Consider the following 17,766-nt stretch of genomic DNA (forward strand, 5'->3'; position numbering starts at 1 on the left):
GTGTCGCAACCCGGCGGTAGCATCCTGTTCAACCTTCATCCTTCCGACACATAGACTGCCTGCCGATGGACACACAGGTCGCCGACACGTTGCTGGGCTCGCTGATCGAGGGGCGCTACCGCATTCGCGGTCGCGTCGCCCGTGGCGGCATGGCGACCGTGTACACCGCCACCGACGAGCGCCTGGAGCGCACCGTGGCGGTCAAGATCATTCACCCGACCCAGGCGCCGCAGGCCCAGGCCCGGATGGCCGGCTTCGTCGAACGCTTCACCGACGAGGCGAAGACGATCGCCCGGCTCACCCACCCGAACGTGGTGGCGGTCTACGACCAGGGCATCCACGCCGGCCTGCCGTACCTGGTGATGGAGTACGTCCGGGGCCGCACGCTGCGCGACGTGCTCGCCGAGCGCCGCCGGCTGAACCCGGACGAGGCGCTCGCGATCACCGAGCAGATGCTCGCCGCGCTCGCCGCCGCGCACCGGGCCGGCCTGGTGCACCGCGACGTCAAGCCGGAGAACGTGCTCGTCGCCGAGGTGCCCACCGGGGGCAGCCGAAACCTGGTCGACAGCGTGGTCAAGGTGGCCGACTTCGGGCTGGCCCGGGCCGTCGAGGCCAGCGCCGAGGACGAGAACGGCAACCAGCTCATGGCGACCGTGGCGTACGTGGCGCCGGAGCTGGTCACCCAGGGCCACGCGGACCCGCGCACCGACGTCTACTCCGCCGGCATCGTGCTGTTCGAGATGCTCACCGGCCGGGTCCCCTACGACGGCGACCGCCCGGTGGAGGTCGCGTGGCAGCACGTCGACCGGGACGTACCGGCGCCGTCGACGCTGGTGCCGGCACTGCCGCCGGTGCTCGACGCGCTCGTCGCCCGGGCCACCCGGCGGGATCCGGCCGGCCGGCCGGCCGACGCCGCGGCGCTGCTGAGCGAGGTGCAGGCGGCCCGCGAGCAACTGGGCGACCCGCACGCGCACACCACTGTGCTGCCGCAGCTCAGCGACGAGACAGCCGTCCTGAGTCAGCCGACCCAGATGGTGGCCGCGCTCCAGCCGGTCGAGCGCCCGGCGTGGGCCCGGCTGCCCGAGGGCGGCGCCGCGCAGCGCCCGCACCGGCGCCGCGCCGCCGAGGAGGACGCCGCGGGGACCGGGTTCGCCGCCCTGCGTACCCGGATCATGGGCTCGCCGCGCGGACGGCTCGCAGTCGCCGCGGTGGTCGTGGTGCTCGGCCTGGTCGCCGCGGGTGGCGGCTGGTGGTTCGGGGTGGGCCGCTACACGGTCGCGCCGCAGCTGGTGAGCCTGAGCAAGGCCGACGCGGAGGCGCAGGCCCAGCGCGGCGGCTTCACGCTGCGGTACGCCGCCCCGCGCTACGACGAGAAGGTCCCCAAGGACACGGTGCTCGGGCAGGCTCCCGGATCGGCCGCGCGGATCGTCAAGGGCGGCACGATCACGCTGACCCTGTCGCTCGGTCCGGAGCGGCTGCCGGTGCCGGACGTGGTGGGCAAGGACTACTCGCTGGCCCAGGCCGAGTTGGAGGGCGTCAACCTGGTCGTGGTCAAGGGCTCCTCGCGGTACGACGACGCCCTGCCGGCGGGCGTGGTGCTGGCCACCGACCCGAAGGTGGGCACGGTGGTCAAGCCCGACACGAAGGTGACGTTGATCCTGAGCAAGGGTCGTGCGCCGGTCTCCGTGCCCAACCTGGTCGGCAAGAGCCTCACCGAGGCACGGACCATCCTCGCGCAGCTCGGGCTGAGGCCGGTGGAGACCGTCAAGGACTCCGACAAGCCGAAGGACGAGATCCTCGGCCAGAGCCCGGCCGACGGCACCGGCGTGGAGAAGGGCGCCCAGGTCAAGCTGGAGATCAGCAAGGGCCCGCCGCAGGTGGCCGTCCCCCGGGTGATCGACATGCCGTGCCAGCAGGCCAAGCAGACGCTGGAGAGCCAGGGCTTCCCGGTCAACGTCCAGCTCAACCCGAACGGCGTCGTCCGGATCCAGAACCCGGCCGAGAACACGCCGGTGCCGCCGGGCACGACGGTCACGGTGACGTGCCTGTGAGCGGCTGCGACGGTCGCCGCCGGGTGGGGTCGCACACCCCCACCTCCGGCGGCCTGGCCCGGGCGGCCCTGCCGTACGCCGAGGCGGCCGAGTCCGAGGTGGTGCAGGTCTACGTCTCGAACTCGCGCGGCTGGGCGCTGCCGCCGGGCGACCCGGCGCAGGACGCGTTGTTCCGCGACGGGTGCGGCGAGCGCGGCCTGCCCGTCTTCATCCACGCCTCACTGCTTGTCAACCTCGGCTCCCCCACTCCGGCGACCGTCACCCGGTCGGCCGATACGCTGGCCCACGCGTTGCGGCGAGGGCGGGCGATCGGCGCCGAGGGCGTGGTCTTCCACGCCGGCAGCTCGGTCGACGCCGGTCACGCCGAGGCGGCCATGCGGCAGGTCCGCGCGGCGTTGCTCCCACTGCTCGACGAGGCAGCGGCCACCGGCGGGCCGATGCTGCTGGTCGAGCCGAGCGCCGGGGGCGGCCGGTCACTGGCGTCCCGGGTCGAGCACCTCGGCCCCTACCTGGACGCGGTCGACCGCCACCCGATGCTCGGCGTCTGCTTCGACACCTGTCACGCCTGGGCGGCCGGGCACGACCTGGCCGCCGAGGGTGGCATGACCGCCACGCTCGACACGCTGGTCGCCACGGTGGGCGCGGACCGGTTGCGGCTGGTGCACGCGAACGACTCGAAGGACCTGTGCGGTTCCACCCGGGACCGGCACGAGAACATCGGCAAGGGCACCATCGGCGAGCCGGCGTTCGCCGAGCTGATGCGTCACCCGGCGACCGCCGGGGTGCCGGTGCTGGTGGAGACCCCCACGGAGAAGCACATCGGCCACGCCGCCGACATAGCCACCCTCAAGCGCCTCCACCCCTGACGGGCCCCTCCCCCTCCCCCGCACCACTGCGTTGATCAAGGAGTTTGTGTCCGGCTCCGGCGCGGAATCAGACACAAACTCCTTGATCAACGGGCGTGGGCGGGGCGGGGGCAGGCGCGCGGGGTCAGGCGCGCAGGGCGGTGTGCAGGATGGTGGCGGCGCGGTCGATCTGCGCGTCGGCGACGTCCAGGTGGGTGACCAGCCGGGCGGTACGCGGGCCGAGCACCGAGATAAGCAGCCCTTCCGCCCGCGCGGCGGCAGCCAGCGCGGGCGCGTCCAGCGGGTGCTTGGTCAGGTCGAGCGGCACGATGTTGGTCCGCACCACCGCCGCGAGCACCCCGTGCGGGGCGACCGCCTCGGCCAGCCGGGCCGCCTTGGCGTGGTCGTCGGCGAGCCGCTCGACGTGGTGCGCCAGCGCGTACCGGCCGGCGGCGGCGAGGATGCCGACCTGCCGCATGCCGCCGCCCATCCGCTTGCGGAGGAACCGCGCCCGGGCGATCTTCTCGGCGCTGCCCACCACCAGCGAGCCGACCGGCGCGCCGAGGCCCTTGGAGAGGCAGACCGAGAGCGTGTCGAACAGCACGCCGTACTCGGCCAGCGGCACCCCGTCGGCCACGTGCGCGTGCCAGATCCGCGCGCCGTCGCAGTGCAGCGCCACCCCGTGCTCGTCGGCGACCTCCCGCATCCGGCGCAGCGTCGGCAGCGGGATCACCCCACCGCCGCCCCGGTTGTGGGTCTGCTCCACGGCGATCGCGCGGGTGGGCACCGCGAAGTAGCCGTCCGGCCGGATCATCCCGGCGACCACGTCGGGGTCCAGCTCCGCGCCGACCGCCGGCCACGTCCGCGAGGAGATCCCGCCGTACGCGGCGGCGGCGCCGACCTCGTACGTGACCACGTGCGCGTCGGCGTCGCAGAGCAGCTCGTCACCGGGGGGTACGTGCAACTGGAGCGCGATCTGGTTGGCCATCGAGCCGCTCGGGGCGAACAGCGCCGCCTCGTGGCCGAAGAGCGCGGCCACCTCGGCCTCCAGCGCGGTGACGGTCGGGTCCTCGCCGTAGACGTCGTCGCCCACCTCGGCGGCGGCCATCGCCTCCCGCATCCCCGGCGTCGGCCGGGTCACCGTGTCCGTCCGCAGGTCGATGACCTCAGCCACGGAGCATCTCCGCCACCAGGAACGCCAACTCCAGCGACTGCTGGGTGTTCAGCCGGGGGTCGCAGGCGGTCTCGTACCGGTCGGGCAGGTCCAGGTCCTCGATGCCCTGGGCGCCGCCGAGGCACTCGGTGACGTCCTCGCCGGTCAGCTCGACGTGCAGGCCGCCCGGGTGGGTGTCCAGACCGCGGTGCACCTCGAAGTAGCCGAGCACCTCGTCGACGATCCGGTCGAAGTGCCGGGTCTTGTAGCCGTTTGAGGACTCGTGTGTGTTGCCGTGCATCGGGTCGCACTGCCAGACGACCTTCGCGCCGGCGGCGGTGACCTTGGCGACGATCGGCGGCAGCGCGTCGCGGACCCGGTGGTTGCCCATCCGGCTGATCAGCGTGAGCCGGCCGGGGATGTTGTCCGGGTTGAGCTTCTCGCAGAGCTCGATCGCCTCGTCCGGGGTGGTCGTCGGGCCGAGCTTGACCCCGATCGGGTTGGCGATGCGGGAGATGAAGTCGATGTGCGCGCCGTCGATCTGCCGGGTCCGTTCCCCGATCCAGAGGAAGTGCCCGGACAGGCCGTACGCCTTGCCGTTGGAGATCCGGGTCAGCGCCCGGTCGTACTCCAGCGCCAGCGCCTCGTGTGAGCAGTGCAGCGTGACGGTACGCAGCGCCTCGTCGTCGGTCATCCCGCAGGCCCGGATGAAGGCCAGCGCCCGGTCGATCTCGCGGGCGATCGCGTCGTAGCGCTCCCCGGCCGGGGACCGCCGCACGAAGTCCTTGTTCCAGTCGTGCACCGCGTGCAGGTCGGCCAGCCCGCCGGCCAGGTACGCCCGGAGCATGTTCATCGCGGCGGCCGAGTTCGCGTACGCCCGGATCATGCGCTGCGGGTCGGCGACCCGCGCCTCCGGCGTGGCCTCCAGCGAGTTGATCATGTCGCCGCGGTAGGCGGGCAGGCCCCGGGCGTCGGTCGGCAGGGACCGGGGCTTGGTGTACTGGCCGGCCACCCGGGCGACCTTGACCACCGGCAGCGACGCGCCGTAGGTGAGCACGATGGCCATCTGGAGCAGCGTGCGGGCGTTGGCGAGCAGGTGGCTCTCGGTGTTGTCGGCGAAGGTCTCCGCGCAGTCGCCGCCCTGGAGCAGGAACGCCTTGCCCTCGCAGACCAGCGCGAGCCGCTGCCGCAGCTGGTCGACCTCGTAGGGCGCGACCACCGACGGCACCGTGTCCAGCACCCGGCAGACCTCGGCGACCTGGGCCGGGTCGTCCCACGGCGGGGTCTGCGCGCGCGGCAGCTCCCGCCAACGGTCGAGGCCGAGGGCCGCGTCCTCGGCGGAGTCGGCGGTCGGGCGGCTGGTCTGCAGACCAGGGCTGCCCACGGCGGGGTGACTCAGCTGATGCCACTCATGGCGCATGAGAGAAAGCGTACGGCGACCGAAGCGATCACTCGCCGCCGAGGGGGATAGTTCCGGTCACTGGGAGGACACCGGCGAGGCCGGCGCGGCCGGCGGCGGTCCCGTCGGGTCGGTGGTCCCGCCGCCCGATGCCGGCCCTGCCGGTTCGGGGGTCGGCTCGACCGGAGTGTCGACGGGCACCTCGCCGGAGATGCACCAGTCCGCCCCGTTCCGGGTGACGGTGAACAGCAGCGACCGGGCGACCGTACGCGATCCGGCGGTGACAGTGACCGAGGCGCTGACCTCCTGGCCGTTCGGGCCGGAGCGGACGTCGGTGATGGTCGCCTGCGGCACCGTGAAGTGGTCGGCGAAGTCGCCGTTCGGGCCGGTGGCGGCGGAGTCGAAGGCGGCGTGCATGGGCGCGCAGAGCTGGCTGCGGCCGGCGTCGGCGTCGCGGGCGGTCAGCGCGTCCAGGTACGCCTGCACGCGTTCCCGGCTCTTGGCCGCCGCCTCCTCGGCGGGCGCCTTCTCGCTGGGCCGGGCGTCGCCGCCCTCCTGACCGTTCGAGCCGCAGGCGGCCAGGGCCACCGGCAGGAACGCGAGGAGAGCGAGGCCGGCGAACCGGCCCCGGTGGCTGCGACCCATCTGTCCTCCCGTCGCGTGGACTCGTCGAGCGGCGAGTGTGCCACACCCGGCCCGCGCCGCCGGGTGACTCCCCATCCTGACCCGGATCGGTGCGCTCGGCCAGGACGGCACGCGGGCGGGGAGGGGCCGGTGTGGCCCCTCCCCGCCGGGTGGGTGGTGCGTCGGCCCTCGGCTCAGCCGAGACCGCCCTTGATGGCGCCGATCAGCTCGCCGTTGCCTGTGTCACCGGAGAGCTCCCAGAAGAACGCGCCACCGAGGCCCTGGCTGTTGGCGTAGCTCATCTTCCCGCCGATGGTCGACGGGGTGTCGTAGCTCCACCAGTTGCTGCCGCACTTGGCGTACGCCGTGCCGCCGACGGTGCCGGTGGCCGGGCAGCTGTTCTTGAGCACCTTGTAGTCCTCGATGCCCGCCTCGTAGGTGCCCGGGGCCGCGCCGGTGGCGCTGCCGCCGGGTGCGGCCTGGGTCACGCCGGTCCAGCCGCGTCCGTAGAAGCCGACGCCGAGCAGCAGCTTGCTGGACGGCACGCCCTTGGACTTGAGCTTCTGGATCGCCGCGTCCGACCAGAAGCCCTGCTGCGGGATCCCGGTGTACGAGTAGAGCGGCGAGTGCGGCGCGGTCGGTCCCTGGGCGTTGAAGGCGCCGAAGTAGTCGTACGTCATCGGCATCAGCCAGTTGAGGTTGGTCGCGGCGCCGGCGTAGTCGGTGGCGTCGATCTTGCCGCCGTTGCTGCCGTCGGCGGTGATCGCCGCGGTGACCAGGAAGCTGGAGCCGAACTTGCTCCGCAGCGCCGAGACCACGTTCTTGAACGCGTTCGGGCCGCTGCTGTCGCACTGGAGGCCGCAGGCGTTCGGGTACTCCCAGTCGACGTCGATGCCGTCGAAGACGTCCGCCCAGCGCGGGTCCTTGACCAGCGAGTAGCAGGAGTCGGCGAACGCGGCCGGGTTCTGCGCGGCCTGGGTGAAGCCGCCGGACCAGGTCCAGCCGCCGAAGGACCAGAGCACCTTCAGGTTCGGGTACATCTTCTTCAGCTTGCGCAGCTGGTTGAAGCTGCCGCGCAGCGGCTGGTCCCAGGTGTCGGCGACGCCGTCGACGCTGTCCGCGGCGGTGTACGCCTTCTCGTAGTCGGCGTAGCTGTCACCGATGCTGCACCGGCCGCCGGTGGTGTTGCCGAAGGCGTACAGGATGTGGGTCAGCTTCGCGGCCGAGCCGCTGGTGTGGATGTTCTTGACGTGGTAGTTGCGGGCGTAGACGCCCCACTCGGCGAAGTAGCCGACGATCTTCTTGCCACCGGGCGGCGGCGTGGTGGGCGGCTGCGTCGTCGGCGGGGTGGTCGTCGGCGGCGTGGTGGTGGGCGGCGTCGTGGTCGGCGGGGTCGTGGTCGGTGCGGCGGTCGTCGGCGTGCCGCCGCCGGTGCAGGAGCCACCGTTGATCGTGCAGCTCACCGGCGCCTTGTACGCGCCGGTGCCGTTGTAGCCCCAGCTGAAGCTGGCGCCCGGGGCGAGCGTGGCCGCCCAGCTCTTGTTCACCGCCACGTAGCGGTCGCCGCTACGGGTGATGTCGGCGTCCCAGGAGCTGCTGATCGAGGTGCCGGAGGGCAGCGTGAACTCGATGCGCCAGCCGTTGACCGTGGAGCTGGTGCCGTTTGTGACTGTCACCCGTCCCTCGTGGCCGGTCCCCCAGTCCTGCACCTTGGCGAACGTGGCGGTGACGCTGCCGGCGGCCGACGCGGTGGTCATGGGCACCGCGGCGACCGCGAGCGCGACCACGGCGCCGGTGGCCCACAGGGCCCGGCGGAGCGATCTCTTCATACGGCGTCCCTCCAATAGTTAGGAAACTTTCCAAATTGATTGCTGAGACGCTACTCACACCGTCGCCACTTCGTCAAGATGTCGATGCATCGATTTCCCGGACGGCACGGCACCGCCCACGCGGGTGCCCGTAGCCTCGTGCCATGACCGTTTTCGACGTCCAGATCGACGCCCTCACCGGCGGCCCGGCCGGCCTCGGCAGCTACCGCGGCCGCGCCCTGCTCGTGGTCAACGTGGCCTCCCGCTGCGGCCTCACCCCGCAGTACGCGGGCCTTCAGGAACTCGCCGACACGTACGCCGGACGCGGGCTGACGGTGCTCGGGGTGCCGTGCAACCAGTTCGCCGGCCAGGAGCCGGGCAGCGCCGCCGAGATCGAGGAGTTCTGCCAGGTCAACTACGGCGTGACGTTCCCGATGACGGAGAAGGTCGACGTCAACGGGCCGGACCGGCACCCGCTCTACGCGGAGCTGGTGTCCACGCCGGACGCCGAGGGGCACACCGGCGACGTGCGCTGGAACTTCGAGAAGTTCCTCGTCGCGCCGGACGGCACCGTCGCGGGCCGGTTCGCGCCGCAGGTCACGCCCGACTCACCGGAGCTGCGTACGGCGATCGAGAAGGTCCTGCCCGCCTGAGCGCCGCAGGGCACGGCGCAGCGGCACGCCCCCGTCCGGAGGCGTGCCGCTGCCGTGGACCGGGTCAGCCGGCGGCGGACCGGAAGACCGGGTAGTAGCCGCCGGACTGCCCCGCGGCCGTCGGGTGGTACGACTTGCTCAGGCTCAGCACGTTCAGGGCGTGCAGCCACTTGGTCCCGCCGCTGCACAGCTGGTGGCCGACGAAGATGGAGCGGACGTCGGCGAATTTGAAGCCGGCCGAGACGGCGGCCGTACGGGTGATGTCGTCGAGCAGGTTGATGCCCTCGTTGATCTTCGCCCGGGACGTCGCGCTGAGCCCGACGCAGGTGGTGCCGAGCTGGTAGAAGACCGGGTAGCCGACCACCACGACGCGGGCCGAGGGCGAGCGGCTCTTGATGCCGTTGTAGACGTTGGCGAGGCGGCCCGGCATCGAGGTGCGGGCCACGTTCATGGCGGACTGCACGGCCGCCACGCACTGGGTCTCCCCCTGGAGCACGCAGGTGCTCATGATGTTGGCGAAGCCGACGTCGTTGCCGCCCACTGTGACGCTAACCAGCGTGGTGGTGGAGGAGAGCGCGGAGAGCTGGCTGTTGATGACGTCCGCCGTGGTGGCGCCGGAGCAGGCGACCGAACGGTACGACGCGGGCTTGATGTTGGTGTTGTAGAGCGCCGGATAAGCGTTCGTACTGCGCAGGCAGTTACCGCTCTCGGACGTGTAGCTGTCGGCGCCGACGCCGGAGGCGTACGAGTCGCCGAGCGCGACATAGCGGTCGGACGGGGCCGCCTGGGCGGGGGCGGCCAGAGACAGAGTGACCCCGACCGAGGCGGCCAGAGTCAGGGCGAGGGTGGCAAGACGGGATCTCCGCACGTCGCACTCCTGGGGGCGTGAAGTGGTGGTGAGAGATAGATATCAATAAGATCACAGGGCATGGAAGATCACCGATTTGCGGCCCGGCGCGCATAGCGACTTACGCCGACAAATCGTTGCCGGTTTCGCGCACCGCACCGAAGGTTTCCGCCAGCGAGGACGAATCGACGCAGATCAGACGCGGACAGGGCGGCTCGGGCCGGACCACGGCTCGCTCAGACGGGGCGGCGGCCGGCGAAACCGCACTCGACCCGGTGGTACCACCGGATGTCGGTGTCCCCCTCCAGCCAGCACCACAGCACCGCCCGGCCGTCGCGCTCACCGGGGAAGTCGAGCAGCACCGGGGCGATCCCCTTCACCGCGATCTCGTGCTGGTGGAACTCGTCCACCACGAGATGCAACCGCGCCTCCAGCGCCTTCACCTCGGCCAACCCGCCGAGCGCGCTGACGCCGTGATCGGCCAGATCGACCCGCAGCTCGGCCAGGTCGGCCCGCAGCCGGATCAGCTCGTCGACGCGCGGCCGCAGCGTGGCCACCAGGTGTCGCGCCTGGGCGAGAGTGAACACCGGGCCAGTATGCGGCACGACCGTCCGGAGGGAAGCTGCCACACGGCACCGCCGGAACGGCGCCGGGTATCGAGCATCGTCGCGCTCGGGTATACAGATGGTTTCTCCCGGATCGGCCCTCGGCTTGCCCGGACACCCCTCGCCCGCCGTTGGAGGCTCACTGGCATGAGCGATCGTTCGCCCAGCCCCAGCACCCCGGACCCGCGGTACCTGTTCCGGTACCGGGATCTGGTCGCCGACACCCTGCCCGAGCATCGCGCCGTCCTGCAGGAGCGTGGTTGGTGCTGGTGGGGCTGGTGGAAGCGACCCAACGAACCCGGACGACTGGAGGTATGGGAGGCGCTCGAACGCGAGACGCTGGAGGGACGTCGGGTGCCGATCGGGCTGTTCCACTCCGGGACGGGCCTCGTTCATCCCGCCATCGTCGACCGCGTGATCCTGCCGCAGCCGGACGATCTCGGGGCCTTCACCTCGCTCAGTCCGCCCGACGCCGAACGGGACGGCGTTCCACCCTACTATCGGGCGAGTCGGCACAGCCGGGGATGGCTACGGCTGGTGGCCCTGGCCGAGGAGCCGATGGAATTCTTCGGGAAGTTCTCCTTCGCCGCCGCACCGCCGTTGCCACATCATCCGCGAGGCCAAATGGAGCGGCTGGTGGGTAAGCGGATCCTGGACGCTGACGAGCTGCGCGCGATGGACACCACCATCTGGGAGATCCGTCCGGCCCAGCCGGCTGACTCCAGCGAGCGGTTCCTGACCGCGTCGCCACGCCAGGACGGCGCGCTGTCCGCCGAGCCGATCGCCTGCCCAGGGCCGTGGCTGCTGCACCTCACCGATCCGCACTATGCGACCGGGCGGTTTCGGTCGGAGCATCAGTGGCGGCTGGAGACCGAGGACGGCGCTACTCGCCCGACCATGGTCGACGCGATCTCCGATGCCCTGGCTCGTGATCAGCGGTCGGTAGGAGCGGTCCTCGTAACGGGCGATCTCACCTACGTCGCCCACCGCGACGAGTTCGCGGCGGCGCGGGCCGGCCTCTTCAAGCTCACCAATGGGCTGCTCGGGCTGGGCATGGAACATCTCGTCGTCATCCCCGGCAATCACGACATCGCCTGGACCCGCGGTGACTCGTACGAATACGGAGCACCGGTCGAGGTGGCTCCGGCGGCGGCAACGGCCGACTACCGGGAGTTCTTTCGCGCCCTATACGGATACCCGGCCTCACCCCACCTCTCGATGGCTCGCCGCTTCGTCTTCCCCGGCGGCAACCTGGTCGACATCGCCGCGGTCAACTCCAGTTCGCTGGAACAGGGGCAGTCGTTCCTGGCGGGCATGGGCCGGGTCCAGGAGTCCGCATACCGCGAGGTGACCAGTGCGCTCGCCTGGTCGAGCCCTGGATCAGCCCTGCGCGTGCTCGCGCTGCATCATCATCTCGCACTGACCGAGGACCTCGAATCGCCCGACGAGTACGCGACGGGTTTCGGGATCGCCATCGACGCACCAAGGATCCAGCGCCTGGCCGCCCGTGACGGGGTGCACCTCGCGGTGCACGGGCACAAGCACCGCGCGTTCGTCTGGCGCACCGAGGCGTACCATCTCCCCGAATACAGCAACGAACGCTGGGACCTGGGACGCTTCAACATCGTCGGTGGCGGGAGCAGCGGCTCGAGATCGTCAGACGGTCGGCGTAACTTCTTCAACCTGATCCGGATGGCGGGTCCAGTCGTGGAGTTGGAGATGTACCGGAGTCAACAACAAGGCTCGTTCGAACGCTTCATGACCTGGCGGGCCCCGCTGGCAACAGGGTCAGACGGCCGGCTTGAGATTGCCCCCTGGAAGGTCGTTTCCCCATGACCATCAGACGGCCCGTCGTGCACGCCCTCATCCTCGACATGGACAATACGTTGTACGACTGGGTGGCGTACTTCGTGCCGGCAGTGCGAGCGATGGTGGCCGTAGCCGCCGAACTCCTCGACGTGTCCGAGGACGAGTTGCGCAACAACCTCCAGGCCGTTCACCGCAACCACGGCAACACCGAGCACCCCTTCGCGCTGCTCGAGACCTCTGCCGTCGAGCGACGCCTACCCGGGATGAGCCAACGAGCACGACACGAGCACCTACTGCCGGCCTTCGCCGCTTTCAACGAGGTCCGGCGACGTCACCTTCACCTCTATCCGGATGTGGAAAGCACGCTCCGGGCCATCAAGGCCACAGGTTGTCACGTTGTGGGACACACCGAGGCCAAGGACGTGAACATCAGCAGTCGAGCAAGGTCGCTCGGGTTGGACGCGATGTTGGAGGCGATCTACGCGCCCCGGTTCGTCGGGCCACCACACCCGTTGGGCGCCGATCGACTGTCCCTTCCGGCCGCAATCGAGGTTCGCGTACTGCCACCGACGGCACGCAAGCCCAATCCGGAGATCGCCCGTCAGATCTCCGAGCAGCTCGGCGTTCCGACTGCCCACTGCCTGTACGTGGGCGACAGCCTGAGCAAGGACGTGGCGATGGCCAAGCGAGCAGGGATGCTCGCCGCCTGGGCTCGCTACGGCACCCACCACGACTCCGACCTCTGGCGCGGCTTGGTCGCACTGTCCCACTGGGACCCGGCGGCCGTCACCGCAGCAGAAGTCAAGAGCGATGATCCTCCGCAGTACGCGCCGGACGTGACGCTCGACGCCTTCCGCGAGTTGTGCGACCACTACACCTTCAGTGCTGCACCGCACCCGAGGCGGCCTCAAGTGATATCGGCCTGCTTGCCGGCGGCACCGGCCGATTGACCCGCTCCGACGGAGGTGTGGTCCGCTGCGGGCGACCATCCGCTCCGCCGGTTTAGGTCACCGATGTTGCTGCGGAACTCACTGAGCCACTCGCCGGTCTCCGCCTCGACCAACTCGGCCGTCCGCAGCACGAGCACGCGGATTAGTTCCTCGCGCCGCCGTACCACCGCGTCCTCCGTGGCCGCGACACCCAACTGCGTGGCAACCCAGTCCAGCCGGAACTCGATGAGTGCCCGCTGAAGCGCTTGCGCGGTAGCGATGTCGCGCATCCAGGCGGAGGACAGGCCAAAGAAGTGGTCGAAGGCCAGGCAGCCACCAGCAATAGCGAGCAGGACATATCCCCAGCTGGCGCCGCTCCCAGCGCTCGCCGCGCTGACGAGGGGCACGACTCCGCCAGCGATCCCCAGCAGAATCGCGCAACCGCGCAGCAGGCGGGAGATCCTGCGGCGTACCGCCTTGTCGCGCAGGTACCAGGCAACCGCGTCCTCAGCCTGCCCTTCCGCCCACCCGCGCAAACGGTCCAGAGCGGCCTCAGGCTGTTGGTCCGCAGCCAAGACGGGGAACGGGCGGATGATCATGTCCCGTCGCGGGACTCGACGGCTTGGCCTGTCGACGTGACCGTTGCCCGCTACCACGAGCCGCCCGATCCCAGCGCATGGCGAAGGCCGTGACCGGGTGGCGGGTCGAGGATCGGAGAATGCTGTCGCGCCATACGCACAGCCTGCGTCATCGCGCCCTACCACTCAAGGAATCAGACGCGTTCCGCCTCCTGCACGAACGTGTCGCTCCGCCGCGCGCCCATCCGGTCCAGCTCGTCCAGCACCGCACCCACGCCGTCAGCGCCGACCAGCACCGTGACCCGCAATCGGGCGGCGAGGGGCTGGTCCTGCCAGTAGCCGCGCGGCAGCAGGCTCGCCTGCGGCGTGGTCGTCGCCACGGCGGCGTCGCTGACGATCACCGAGATCGCGCCGGCGGCAAGCAGGGCGTCGCGCAGGTCGGCGCTGTTGGCCGCCGGATCCGGTTCCAGCAGCGCGGTGACCACCCGTACCCGCTGGCCTGGTGGCACTGCCGGTTCGCCGGCCGGCGCCGCTCCGGTACGGCGGCGGGGCGCGCCCGGCGCGGTCAGGCTGGTGACCCCGCCTAGGTGGTACGCGTCGGCGCCCTGTTGCGCTTGGTCGAGGCGTTCCTGGTCGGCGAGCGGTACGCGCAGGCCGATGAGCGCCTGCACTCCGGCGGCGATCAGCCAGGTCAGGACGAAGGAGAACGCGACCACGCTCACCACGCCGACGAGTTGGCGCCACAGCAGGCCGCCCCCGCCGCCGAGGAACAGCCCGTCGGCGCCGAGCGGGTTGACCCCGCGGTTGCCGAACAGGCCGAGCAGGAGCGTGCCGAGCATGCCGCCGACGAAGTGCACGGCGAGCACGTCGAGCGCGTCGTCGAGGCGCAGCAGGTACTTCAGCTTCAGCGCGAAGTGGCAGACCAGGCCGGCCAGCGCCCCGATCGCGACGGCCGAGGCCGCGTTGACGTACCCGGCGGTCGGGGTGACCGTCGCGAGGCCCGCCACCGCGCCGGAGACCGCGCCCACGACGGTGCTGTGCCCGTCGGTGACGCGTTCCAGCGCCAGCCAGACGAGCATCGCCGCCGCGGCGGCGAGGTGCGTGTTGAGGACGGCCTGCGCGGCCAGGCCGTTGGCCTGGAGGCCGTCGCCGCCGTTGAAGCCGAACCAGCCGAACCAGAGGATGCCCGCGCCGACGATGGTCAGCGGGATCGAGTTCGGTGGCGCGGCGGTGTGCGGCCAGTCCCGGCGGCGACCGACGACGAGCAGGACGGCCAGCACGGCGGCGCCGGCGCTGGCGTGCACGACGAGCCCGCCGGCCCAGTCCTGGGTGCCGAACTTCGCCAGCCATCCGCCGGGGTGCCAGAGCCAGTGCGCGATCGGCGCGTAGACCACCACCGACCAGACCGCGAGGAACAGCACCCAGCCGCCGAAGCGCAGCCGGCCCGCTGTGGCGCCGGTGACGAGCGCCGGTGTGATCACCGCGAACATCATCTGGAACAGGACGAACGCCAGCGTGGGGATGGTGATCCGGCCGTCGACCACGTGCAGGTTGGGCGCGGGCGGCACCTTCAGGTCGGTGAGCCCGAACAGCTCCAGGTTGCCGAACAGCCCGCTGCCGGCGTCGTCGCCGAAGGCGATGGTGTAGCCGACGAGCACCCACGTCAGGCTGACCACGCCCAACGCGATCATGTTCTGTTGCAGCATCGCCAGCACGTTGCGGGTGCGGACCATACCGCCGTAGAAGGCGGCCAGGCCCGGTGTCATGAACAGGACGAGGCCGGCGCACACAAGCACCCAGGCGGTGTCACCCGCGTTCGGAGCGGACATGGTTTCCCCCCTTGTCTCGCAGGTGGACGGAGTCACGAGCGGTGGCCAGGAAGGTGTCCTTCACCCGCTCGTGGTGGGGCAACTGCGCGAAGTGCCGGTCCGGCAGCAGCAACAGCCAGGTGGCGATGTTGAACGGACCGGTCAGCACCGGAATGCCCAGCGGGGTGAGCATGGTGGTCAGCGCCATCTGCACGAACAGCGTCAGCGCGATGCCGAACAGCGTGTAGACGGTCACCAGCGTGCCGGGGCGGTGCGCGACAGCGCCCACCACGATCGCGGTCAGCACGGCGTTGAAGGCGAACAGGCCCTTGTCCAGCGACGCGCCGTCGGCGCCGAACCAGAGCGCCAGCAGTGTCGCGCCGACGGTGCCGATCACCGCGAACAGCGCCGACCAGCGGGAGTTGATCAGCAGGGCGATGAGGATGAGCAGTCCGGTGACCCAGCTCTCGATCAGATAGACCTGGGACACGCCCTTGAGGAAGGTCGGGATGAGGCCCCAGCCGAAGGTGCCGCCGGTCAGCGGTCCCTCGCCGGGGAACGTCGGTGTCAGCTTGGTCAGCACCGTGAACTTGTCGAACTGGTACGCGCCCATCAGCAGGAACCAGGTCGTGAGCACGAACGGGAAGGTGTAGGCGGTCAGGTTCCAGCGTTTGAAGACGGCGTTGAGGGCGAGCGTGACCACCACCGTGCCGATCGCGCCGAGCACCAGGTAGAGCCACATCATCGGGCGCTTGTCGAGGAACGTGGGCACCGCCAGGCCGGTCAGCAGCGGGCTGAAGCCGAACAGACCCTTGCGCCAGCTGGCCGGGTCGACCCGCAACGCCAGCGCGGTGGCGGTGCCCACGACCAGGGCGAGCACGCCGCCGCCGATCACCCGGGGCGTGCCGGCCTCGAACGCGCCCCAGGCGAGCGCGATCAGGATGAGCAGGCCGCTCAGCGGATTGTTCTGCAGCACCACCTGGGCGGCGCCGCGCAGGCACGCGTCGACGAACCGGACCAGCGGGTTCCGGTCGGCCAGGTGGCGCCAGCCTCGTCCGATGTCGGCCATGTCGGTCTTCTCCTCGCCTCAACGCCAGCTGAAGACCGGCGGGAAGGTGCAGCCGGTCACCTCTTCACGGGCGGCCGTGCAGAACGCGCGTACGGCGGCGCGGACCGGTTCGGTCTCCTGACCCAGCACCTTGAACACCAGGCCGGCGTCGTTCGGCAGCCGGCTCACAGCGGTGGCCAGCGGCGTCTGCTCGTCCCACACCGGTGTCGCGGTCCGCTCGAAGACCCGGGCCGCCCGGTCCGGGTCGGTGAGCAGCACGGCGTTGCCGAAGACGTGGAAGCGGTCCATCATGCCGATCCGCGTCACCGGAAACCGGCCCGGAGTGATGACGAACTTCTCCACGAACAGCGGGCGTCCGTCGGGCCGCTGCGCCCGCAGCGTGGTGGAGAACAGGTCGTACGCGAAGATCTCGCCGTCGCGGTAGTACTTGCGGCCGGGCTGGAGCACCTCGGCGTACAGCATTGTCGCGGTCTGCGGCAGGCGGACCACGGTGTCGGAGACGAACCGGCTGCGCCGGAACGGGATCACCGGCTCGGGCAGGAACTCCAGGTAGGCGTCGTCGGCCAGGGTGAAGCTCTGGCTCTGGGTGCCGTAGTTGGCGTCCATCTCCTGGATCTTGGTGGCGGCCTGGGTGACCAGGTGCGCCTGCGCGCCCGGCCCCAGGTCGACGTCGATGCGCAGCCGGTCGCCCTGGAGCACGCCGCCGGAGGTGGTGAGGATCATGACGCAGGGCAGGCCCGGCATCTCCTCGTCCCAGTACAGCGCGCGCTGCACCAGCAGCGGGGACTGCCGGAAGACGTCGCGCATGATGGTCCGGTCGCCGCGCCGCTCGAACCCCAGCCGGAGGATGCCCACCTTGCCGTTCGCGGCAGCCGGCAACTGCGCCGGCTGGTCCTGGTACGGCGCGAGTTCCCGGACGGAGTCCAGAGTGGTCATGCCAGGACTTCGGCGTCGAAGAGCGCGTTGCGGCGGACCAGGTCCACCAGGTCGTCGATGCCCTCACCGGTCTTGCAGTTGGTGAACACGAACGGCTTGCCGCCGCGCATCAGCTCGGCGTCGCGGGCCATCACGTCCAGGTCGGCGTCGACGTACGGGGCCAGGTCGGTCTTGTTGATCACGAGGATGTCGGACTTGGAGATACCAGGGCCGTTCTTGCGCGGGATCTTGTCGCCGGCCGCCACGTCGATCACGTAGATGAAGTAGTCGACGAGCGCGGGGCTGAAGGTGAGCGTGAGGTTGTCCCCGCCGCTCTCGATGAGCACGACGTCGCTGTCCGGGAACCGCGCCTCCATGTCCTCCACCGCGGCGAGGTTCATGCTGGGGTCCTCGCGAACAGCGGTGTGCGGGCAGGCGCCGGTCTCCACCCCGACGATGCGTTCCTCCACCAGCACGCCGGTCAGGGCGCGGCGGACGTGCTTGGCGTCCTCGGTGGTGACCACGTCGTTGGTGATGACCAGGATGCGCAGGCCCTGCTCGACCAGGCGGGGCACGACGGCCTCGATGATGGCCGTCTTGCCGCTGCCCACCGGGCCGCCCACGCCGATCCGACTCGCTGATTTCATTGTTGAGAAAGCCCTTCAGGTGATGA

At 70.8% G+C, this 17,766-nt stretch carries 16 protein-coding genes; 5 read left to right on the plus strand and 11 right to left on the minus strand.

Annotated features, from left to right (window positions below):
• The first annotated feature begins 65 nt into the window (after positions 1–65).
• Together pknB and AB0B20_RS09830 are read left to right on the plus strand one after the other, a co-directional pair.
• Positions 66–2,051 carry a Stk1 family PASTA domain-containing Ser/Thr kinase gene (gene pknB / locus AB0B20_RS09825; protein WP_357469588.1) on the plus strand — a complete coding sequence of 662 codons (1,986 nt, stop codon included), beginning with the start codon at positions 66–68 and terminating at the stop codon, positions 2,049–2,051.
• Entirely contained in the window at positions 2,048–2,917 is an 870-nt protein-coding gene (locus AB0B20_RS09830) for a deoxyribonuclease IV (protein ID WP_357469592.1), read from the plus strand. Before pknB ends, AB0B20_RS09830 begins: the two co-directional genes overlap by 4 nt.
• Positions 2,918–3,041: 124 nt before the next feature.
• Here the strand turns inward: AB0B20_RS09830 and AB0B20_RS09835 are convergent, their stop codons facing one another.
• From AB0B20_RS09835 to AB0B20_RS09850, 4 genes are all read right to left on the minus strand, one after another.
• Complete coding sequence (locus AB0B20_RS09835; protein ID WP_357469595.1) at positions 3,042–4,070, minus strand: GntG family PLP-dependent aldolase; 1,029 nt, start codon at positions 4,068–4,070, stop codon at positions 3,042–3,044.
• The gene (locus AB0B20_RS09840) at positions 4,063–5,469 is read right to left on the minus strand and encodes a class II 3-deoxy-7-phosphoheptulonate synthase (RefSeq protein ID WP_013475760.1); all 1,407 of its coding nucleotides are present in this window, start codon (positions 5,467–5,469) and stop codon (positions 4,063–4,065) included. Before AB0B20_RS09840 ends, AB0B20_RS09835 begins: the two co-directional genes overlap by 8 nt.
• Positions 5,470–5,526: 57 nt before the next feature.
• On the minus strand, positions 5,527–6,093 hold the full coding sequence (locus tag AB0B20_RS09845) for a hypothetical protein (RefSeq protein ID WP_357469598.1): 567 nt from the start codon (positions 6,091–6,093) through the stop codon (positions 5,527–5,529).
• A 173-nt stretch (positions 6,094–6,266) separates the two neighbouring features.
• Positions 6,267–7,901, minus strand: a complete 1,635-nt coding sequence (locus tag AB0B20_RS09850) for a glycosyl hydrolase family 18 protein (RefSeq protein WP_357469600.1) — start codon at positions 7,899–7,901, stop codon at positions 6,267–6,269.
• 143 nt (positions 7,902–8,044) lie between these two features.
• On the opposite strand from AB0B20_RS09850, the gene AB0B20_RS09855 reads away from it, so the two are divergent.
• Positions 8,045–8,533, plus strand: coding sequence for a glutathione peroxidase (locus tag AB0B20_RS09855; RefSeq protein WP_357469603.1), 489 nt, complete (start codon positions 8,045–8,047; stop codon positions 8,531–8,533).
• 64 nt (positions 8,534–8,597) lie between these two features.
• Here AB0B20_RS09855 and AB0B20_RS09860 read toward each other — a convergent pair whose 3' ends face one another.
• Both AB0B20_RS09860 and AB0B20_RS09865 read right to left on the minus strand, forming a co-directional pair.
• The gene (locus AB0B20_RS09860; RefSeq protein WP_262013278.1) at positions 8,598–9,401 is read right to left on the minus strand and encodes an SGNH/GDSL hydrolase family protein; all 804 of its coding nucleotides are present in this window, start codon (positions 9,399–9,401) and stop codon (positions 8,598–8,600) included.
• Positions 9,402–9,616: 215 nt separating this feature from the next.
• Positions 9,617–9,967 (minus strand): DUF2203 domain-containing protein, encoded by a 351-nt coding sequence (locus tag AB0B20_RS09865; protein WP_260034125.1) that lies wholly within the window; start codon positions 9,965–9,967, stop codon positions 9,617–9,619.
• A gap of 165 nt (positions 9,968–10,132) precedes the next feature.
• Between AB0B20_RS09865 and AB0B20_RS09870 the strand changes: the two genes are divergently transcribed.
• Together AB0B20_RS09870 and AB0B20_RS09875 are read left to right on the plus strand one after the other, a co-directional pair.
• The gene (locus AB0B20_RS09870; protein ID WP_357469606.1) at positions 10,133–11,821 is read left to right on the plus strand and encodes a metallophosphoesterase; all 1,689 of its coding nucleotides are present in this window, start codon (positions 10,133–10,135) and stop codon (positions 11,819–11,821) included.
• The gene (locus tag AB0B20_RS09875) at positions 11,818–12,744 is read left to right on the plus strand and encodes an HAD-IA family hydrolase (protein ID WP_357469609.1); all 927 of its coding nucleotides are present in this window, start codon (positions 11,818–11,820) and stop codon (positions 12,742–12,744) included. The genes AB0B20_RS09870 and AB0B20_RS09875 overlap by 4 nt, the downstream gene beginning before the upstream one ends.
• On the opposite strand, the gene AB0B20_RS09880 is transcribed toward AB0B20_RS09875, so the two are convergent.
• From AB0B20_RS09880 to ureG, 5 genes are all read right to left on the minus strand, one after another.
• Positions 12,702–13,322: an SLATT domain-containing protein gene (locus AB0B20_RS09880; protein ID WP_357469612.1), complete on the minus strand. Its 621-nt coding sequence runs from the start codon at positions 13,320–13,322 to the stop codon at positions 12,702–12,704. The two genes, AB0B20_RS09875 and AB0B20_RS09880, sit on opposite strands and share 43 nt — an antisense overlap.
• A 173-nt stretch (positions 13,323–13,495) precedes the next feature.
• The gene (locus tag AB0B20_RS09885; protein WP_357469615.1) at positions 13,496–15,130 is read right to left on the minus strand and encodes an ammonium transporter; all 1,635 of its coding nucleotides are present in this window, start codon (positions 15,128–15,130) and stop codon (positions 13,496–13,498) included.
• Complete coding sequence (gene yut, locus AB0B20_RS09890; protein ID WP_357469618.1) at positions 15,108–16,178, minus strand: urea transporter; 1,071 nt, start codon at positions 16,176–16,178, stop codon at positions 15,108–15,110. Before yut ends, AB0B20_RS09885 begins: the two co-directional genes overlap by 23 nt.
• 18 nt (positions 16,179–16,196) lie before the next feature.
• Positions 16,197–17,114: an urease accessory protein UreD gene (locus AB0B20_RS09895; RefSeq protein WP_357469620.1), complete on the minus strand. Its 918-nt coding sequence runs from the start codon at positions 17,112–17,114 to the stop codon at positions 16,197–16,199.
• Positions 17,111–17,740 carry an urease accessory protein UreG gene (gene ureG, locus AB0B20_RS09900; protein ID WP_013287653.1) on the minus strand — a complete coding sequence of 210 codons (630 nt, stop codon included), beginning with the start codon at positions 17,738–17,740 and terminating at the stop codon, positions 17,111–17,113. The genes AB0B20_RS09895 and ureG overlap by 4 nt, the downstream gene beginning before the upstream one ends.
• Positions 17,741–17,766: the final 26 nt, after the last annotated feature.

This window comes from Micromonospora sp. NPDC049151, assembly GCF_040648395.1.
Lineage (GTDB): Bacteria > Actinomycetota > Actinomycetes > Mycobacteriales > Micromonosporaceae > Micromonospora.